This is a genomic window from Janthinobacterium sp. FW305-128, assembly GCF_020858135.1.
Classification (GTDB): domain Bacteria; phylum Pseudomonadota; class Gammaproteobacteria; order Burkholderiales; family Burkholderiaceae_D; genus Janthinobacterium.
Map to the genome: position 1 here is coordinate 383,410 of NZ_JACYMK010000005.1, position 6,448 is coordinate 389,857.

The 6,448-nt window shown below is 61.8% G+C and carries 4 protein-coding genes and 1 pseudogene; 2 read left to right on the forward strand and 3 right to left on the reverse strand.

Annotated features, from left to right (window positions below; translation table 11 throughout):
- Window positions 1–175: 175 nt before the first annotated feature.
- The 3 genes and pseudogenes from lysS to prfB form a co-directional block, all read right to left on the reverse strand.
- Entirely contained in the window at window positions 176–1,705 is a 1,530-nt protein-coding gene (gene lysS / locus IGS60_RS13610) for a lysine--tRNA ligase (RefSeq protein WP_070291572.1), read from the reverse strand.
- A 165-nt stretch (window positions 1,706–1,870) separates the two neighbouring features.
- Window positions 1,871–2,425 (reverse strand): annotated as a pseudogene (locus IGS60_RS13615) (HAD family hydrolase); the annotation flags it as partial.
- 2 nt (window positions 2,426–2,427) lie between these two features.
- A protein-coding gene (prfB, locus tag IGS60_RS13620) for a peptide chain release factor 2 (RefSeq protein WP_230504944.1) occupies window positions 2,428–3,532 on the reverse strand; the annotation gives its coding sequence in 2 pieces (ribosomal slippage) (window positions 2,428–3,450 and window positions 3,452–3,532; 1,104 coding nt in all).
- A 201-nt stretch (window positions 3,533–3,733) separates the two neighbouring features.
- On the opposite strand from prfB, the gene IGS60_RS13625 reads away from it, so the two are divergent.
- Both IGS60_RS13625 and IGS60_RS13630 read left to right on the forward strand, forming a co-directional pair.
- A complete protein-coding gene (locus IGS60_RS13625; RefSeq protein WP_230504946.1) occupies window positions 3,734–5,779 on the forward strand; it encodes a bifunctional 2',3'-cyclic-nucleotide 2'-phosphodiesterase/3'-nucleotidase in 2,046 nt (681 codons plus the stop codon).
- On the forward strand, window positions 5,776–6,264 hold the full coding sequence (locus tag IGS60_RS13630) for a hypothetical protein (protein WP_230504948.1): 489 nt from the start codon (window positions 5,776–5,778) through the stop codon (window positions 6,262–6,264). Before IGS60_RS13625 ends, IGS60_RS13630 begins: the two co-directional genes overlap by 4 nt.
- Window positions 6,265–6,448: the final 184 nt, after the last annotated feature.

Consider the following 6,448-nt stretch of genomic DNA (forward strand, 5'->3'; position numbering starts at 1 on the left):
AAAAAGCCGCCTGATTAAAAAAATCAGGCGGCTTTTTTTTGCCTTGAAGCATCGAACGCCTGAAAAAATCGTAGCGAGCGGATGGGAGTTGCGGCTAAGAAGCGCAACTGTGCTATAGCACAGTGAGCATCGCAGGCCGCAAATCGCGACGCGCAGTAGATTTTTCAGGTGTTCATCACTCTTCGCGGCGCAGGTGAGGGAACAGCAGGACGTCGCGGATGTTCGGAGAATCCGTGATGATCATCATCAGGCGGTCGATGCCGATGCCGCAGCCGCCGGCTGGCGGCATGCCGTATTCCAGCGCGCGGATGTAGTCGGCGTCGTAGAACATCGCCTCTTCATCGCCGGCGTCCTTGGCGGCCACTTGCGCCAGGAAGCGGGCCGACTGGTCTTCCGCATCGTTCAACTCGGAGAAGCCGTTGGCGATTTCGCGGCCCACCATGAACAGCTCGAAGCGTTCGGTGATGCCGGCCACCGTGTCGGAAGCGCGCGCCAGCGGCGACACTTCAACAGGGTAGTCGATGATGTAGGTCGGTTCCCACAGCTGCGCTTCAGCCGTCTCTTCGAACAGCGCCAGTTGCAGCGCGCCCAGGCCGGCCGTGGCGAACGGCTTGACGCCGAATTTCTTCAGCTCTTCCTTGATGAAGTCCGCATCGTTCAACTGCTCCGGCGTGTAGCCCGGCGCGTACTTGTTGATCGCTTCGACGATGGTCAGGCGGTGGAACGGCTTGGCCAGGTCCAGCTCGCGGCCGCCGTAGGTCAGGGTGGCGGTGCCGTGCGCGTCAATGGCGGCCTGGCGGATGACGGCTTCCGTGAAATCCATCAGCCATTTGTAGTCGGTGTAGGCCGCATAGAATTCCATCATCGTGAATTCCGGGTTGTGACGGATCGACACGCCTTCGTTGCGGAAGTTACGGTTGATCTCGAACACGCGGTCGAAGCCGCCCACGACCAGGCGCTTCAGGTACAGCTCGGGCGCGATGCGCAGGAACATCTGCATGTCGAGCGCATTGTGGTGCGTGATGAACGGCTTGGCCGCCGCGCCGCCCGGAATCGTGTGCAGCATCGGCGTTTCCACTTCCATGAACTCGTTCTTTTCCATGAAGCGGCGGATCGACGAGATGGCGGCGGTACGCGCCTTGAAGGTGCGGCGCGTCTCTTCGTTCATGATCAGGTCGACGTAGCGCTGGCGGTACTTCGTTTCCTGGTCGGCCAGGCCGTGGAATTTGTCCGGCAGCGGGCGCAGCGACTTGGTGATCAGGCGCAGTTCGGTGACCTTGATGGTCAGTTCGTCCGTCTTGGTCTTGAACAGGGTGCCCGTCACGCCCAGGATATCGCCCAGGTCATAGTGGTGCAGGGCGGCCATGGCCGCTTCGCCGGTGAGATCAAGCGTGGCGTAGATCTGGATGCGGCCGTCGGCCTTCGGGCCGGAAGCGTCTTGCAGGGTGGCGAAGGCGGCTTTCTTGCCCGCTTCGCGCTTGAGCATCATGCGGCCGGCCAGCACCACGGTGACAGGTTCGGCTTCCAGTTCTTCGCGCGTCTTGCCGCCGTATTGCGCGTGCAGATCGGCCGCCTTGTGTTCGGGGCGGAAATCGTTCGGGAAGGCGACGCCTTGTTCGCGCAGTGCGGCCAGCTTGACGCGGCGCTCGGCGATGATCTTGTTTTCATCGGGGGCGGCGGCTTGTTCTTGGATATCCGTAGTCATGGTGTTCTTCGTTGGTGATGATTGATGATGTGGTGCCAGCGCTGGCGCCACGCTGGCAAACAGTGCGTCGACGTCGAGTGCGGAGAAATCCGGCACGATGGCAATGATGTTGTCGAATGCGGCAAACGCCTCGGCCGGCAGGGTGGTGGTGAGTACCACGACGCGCATGCCGGCACGGCGCGCCGCTTCCACGCCCAGGGGCGCATCTTCGAAGACGATGCAGTCTTGCGGCAGCGCGCCGGCCAGCTGTGCGCCTTTCAGGAACACGTCCGGGTGCGGCTTGCCCCGTTCCACGTCGGCGGCGCCGACGATGGCGTCGAAGCGGTGGCGCAGGTCCAGGCCGTCGAGCGTGAACGCGATATTCTCGTTTGGCGCGGCCGTGCCCACCACCAGCCCCACGCCATGCTGGCGCGCGCTGGCGATCAGCCGGTCGAAGCCAAGCACCGTGGCCAGGTGCGGGCCATACAGTTCGCGGTAGACGACTTCCTTTTCCGCCAGCAGGGTGACGTGGTCGGCATCCTCGCCCAGATACTTGGCGATGATTTCGTGTCCCTGCCGTCCCGCCGTGTCGCGGAAAAAGGCGTCCGCATCCAGCGCATGGCCGTGGCGTTCAAAGAACGCCAGCCACGATGTCGTGTGGAAGGCCATGTTGTCGACGATCGTGCCATCCATGTCGAACAGGAAGGCGCGCTGCGCCAGTGCCGGAGCGGATGCGTTCATCCTTATACGCCTTGCTTGAGCGAGGCGGAAATGAAGTCGTCGATGTCGCCATCGAGCACGCCCTTGGTATTGCCCGTCTCGAAACCGGTGCGCAAGTCCTTGATGCGGGACTGGTCCAGCACGTAGGAGCGGATCTGGTGACCCCAGCCCACATCCGTCTTCGAGTCTTCCAGCTTTTGCTGTTCGCTCATGCGCTTGCGCAGTTCATGCTCGTACAGTTTCGCTTTCAGCATTTCCATCGCTTCGGCGCGGTTGCGGTGCTGCGAACGGTCGTTCTGGCACTGCACCACGATGCCGGTCGGCGCATGGGTCATGCGGACGGCGGAGTCGGTTTTATTAATGTGCTGACCGCCGGCGCCCGACGCGCGATAGGTATCGACGCGGATATCGGCCGGGTTGACGTCGATCTCGATCGAATCGTCGACTTCCGGATACACGAACAGCGACGTGAACGACGTGTGGCGGCCGTTGGCCGAGTCGAACGGCGACTTGCGCACCAGGCGGTGCACACCCGTTTCCGTGCGCAGGAAACCGTAGGCATGATCGCCCTCGACCTTCAGGGTGGCCGTCTTGATGCCGGCGACTTCGCCGTCGGACTGCTCGAGGATTTCAACTTTAAAACCCTTGCGTTCGCAATAGCGCAGGTACTGGCGCAGCAGCATCGAAGCCCAGTCCTGGGCTTCCGTGCCGCCGGCGCCGGCCTGGATGTCGATGAAGCAGTTGTTCGGGTCCATCGGATTGTTGAACATCCGGCGGAATTCCATGCTTTCGATGACCTTGCGGATTTCCTGCACGTCGTGCTCGATCGCTTCCAGGGTCTCGTCGTCGCCTTCTTCACGGGCCATGTCGAACAGGTCGCGGGTGTCGCGCAGGTCGGCATCGGCCTTGGCCAGGGTGAAGACGATCGCTTCCAGCGCCTTCTTCTCTTTACCGAGGTCCTGGGCGCGCTTGGGATCGTTCCAGACGGTGGGATCTTCCAGCTCTTCGTTGACTTGCTCTAGTTTCTCCGACTTGACAGTGAAGTCAAAGATACCTCCGAAGTTCGGCTTCGCGGACCGTCAGGTCGTTGAGCAGGGCGGAGATGATATTGATGCGTTCGGCTTCCATAATGTTCTGGTCTTCTATGGTGAAATCAAACCCTGAATTATACGCGAGCGCGGCGCGTTTCCGTTGCCGCCGCGGCGCAATTGCGGCCGCGCGGGGCAATAAAATGCGTATTTTGCTATATTTGCGACAATATTTTTGCCTTGATGATGGCTATCGTGCTGCGTATGATGCTGGCGATATTGTCTTTCCACAGGAATTCTCATGTGCCAACCCTTGCGTCAACTTCCCCGTCTCGCCCTGTTACCGTTGCTGCTGGCCGGCTGCGGCGCCTTGCCGCCCGCCGCCACGGGACCCGCGCGGGCGCCTTCGGCCGCGCCGGCCGGCAGCAGCGCCACCCTGGCCCTGCTCGAGACGACGGACTTGCACGCGAATGTGCTCAGTTATGACTACTACAAGCTGCAGGCGGAACCGTCGATCGGCCTGGAACGCACGGCGGCCCTGATCGCCCAGGCGCGTGCCCAATTCCCGAACAATTTGCTGCTCGACAACGGCGACACCATCCAGGGCACGGCGCTGGCCGACTACCAGGCACTGGTAAAACCGCTCGCCTGCGACCAGACCCTGGCCATCTACAAGGCGATGAATTTGCTGAAAGTGGACGGCGGCGGCATCGGCAACCATGAATTCAACTACGGCCTCGCATTTTTGAGCCAGGTGACGGGCAACCGCTTCGACGTCGACAGCGTCGATGCCGGCAAGCCGCGCTGCGCCGGTCCCGCGTTCCCGCAAGTGCTGGCCAACGTCTACAGCGTCAAGACGGGCAAGCCCCTGTTTGCACCGTACCACATCATCGACAAGCAGATCACGGCCACCGGTCCCGATGGAAAACCGGTGACCAGCAGCGTGAAGGTCGGCATCATTAGCTTCGCGCCGCCTACCATCATGGCCTGGGACAAGCGCTGGCTGGAAGGGCGCGTCTACACGCAGGGCGTGCGCGAGACGGCGGAAAAATTCATTCCCGAGATGCGCGCGAAAGGCGCCGAACTGGTGGTGGCGATCTCGCACGGAGGTCTCGATGACAGCCCGTACTCTCCCACCATGGAAAACGGCAATTACTACCTGTCGCAAGTGCCGGGCGTAGACGCCATGCTGATCGGCCACTCGCACCAGCTGTTCCCGAACGCCGCGAGCACGGTGCCGCAGTTTAATTTGCCCGGCGTCGACAAGGTCAAAGGATTGGTCAACGGCGTGCCTACCGTGATGGCCAATTTGTGGGGCAAGCACCTGGGCGTGATCGGCTTGCGCCTGCGTCACGACGGCAAGCAGTGGGTGGTCGACAAGAGCGCCACGACGGTGGAAGCGCGCGGCATCCAGAACGCGGACAAGAGTTACGTGCAGCCCGATGCAGCCATCGCCACACTGGTGGCCGAGGAGCACGCGGCCACGATCGCCTACGTACAGACACCGGTCGGCGCCACGGATTTCCGCATGTCGACGTATTTCGCCGACGTGGGCGACGTCAGCGCCATCGAAGTCGTGAACCAGGCGCAATCGGGCTATCTGGCCGCGTATGTGAAGGCGAACCTGCCGCAGTACGCGCACTTGCCCGTGCTGTCGATGTCGTCGCCGTTCAAGAGCGGCTCGGCCGGCGTGTCCGACTACACGGACGTGAAGGCGGGCAATGTGGCGCTGAACAATGCGGCCGACCTGTATTTGTATCCGAACGCGCTGTACGGCGTGAAGATGAATGGCGCGGAGCTGAAAGCCTGGCTGGAACAGTCGGCGCGGCGCTTCAATACCATCGATCCGCACAAGCTGGAAGCGCAGGAACTGGTCAACACGGCCCATCCAAGCTACAACTTTGACGCCATCACCAGCGCCGACGTGCGCTACCAGATCGACGTCGCGCAGCCGCCGGGCCAGCGTATCAAGGCGCTGACGTACAAGGGCAAGCCCGTGGATTCCAGCCAGGAGTTCCTCATCGCTACGAATAACTACCGCGCCAGCGGCGGCGGCAATTTCCCTGGCCTCGACGGCAGCAAGACGGTGGTGGCCTCGCCCGATAACAACCGCGAACTCTTGATTGCCTACGTCACGCAGCAGAAAAACCTGACGCGCGCAAAAAACGGTTCGGCGCGCAGCTGGCGCTTCGCCAAAGCTGCCACCAAAGGCCCTGTGGTGTTCCATTCCGCGCCGGGCGTGATCGACTTGGCGAAAGCGGCCGGCATCGACAACGTCACGCAGCTGAAAGCTGACGATGGTGCGGGCAAGGGCTTTGCGCTGTATCAAGTGGACCTGTCGAAGTGAAGGCATGGTTGTGTGCCATCGCCCTGGCCGTATCGCCGCTGGCATCGGCAGGGCCGGACCTGACGGCCCAGGCCAAGACCTTGATGCGCGCGGGAGTCGCGACCCAGCCGCAGGCGCGCATCCTGTTCGAACGCGAGGCGGGGCAGGGCAGCGGCCCCGCCGCGTACTACCTGGGCTTGATGCACAAGAACGGCATGGGCGGGCCGCAGGACGGTGCCGCCGCGCTGCGCTGGCTGGAACTGGCCGCGCAACGGGGCGTGGCGCCCGCCATGTTCATCGTGGCGAACCTGCTGCTCGATACCGACGAAGCCAGGGCGCGCTACTGGCTCGACGCCGCCTGCGACCTGGACTACCCGGAAGCGCTGCAGCAGAAATCCGTCGCCCTGGCCGAAGGACAGATGGGCTACGCGCACAGCGAGGAGCAATCGTTCCTGTATCTGAAGATGGCCACGCATGCGATGGGGCACCGTCCGCCTGAGCCTTGAGGGCATGGCCGGCTGCCTGGGGTAAGCCTGTTGCAATTGGAATGTGTTGAAGGAATTGTTTGTTTTTAATCGGAAAGATTAATTCTTCGTGATCATTCTGACTGCTTAGTAACGGTTTAAAAACTTTATAGCAACTTTCAGGTCAAAGCATCTTTGATGTTTTGGAGTGATTGACGATGTGGAC

Excerpts from the sequence above, each read along its gene's own strand:
- lysS (WP_070291572.1), bottom strand. The coding sequence starts at position 1,705 with ATGACTACGGATATCCAAGAACAAGCCGCCGCCCCCGATGAAAACAAG.
- IGS60_RS13625 (WP_230504946.1), top strand. The coding sequence starts at position 3,734 with ATGTGCCAACCCTTGCGTCAACTTCCCCGTCTCGCCCTGTTACCGTTG.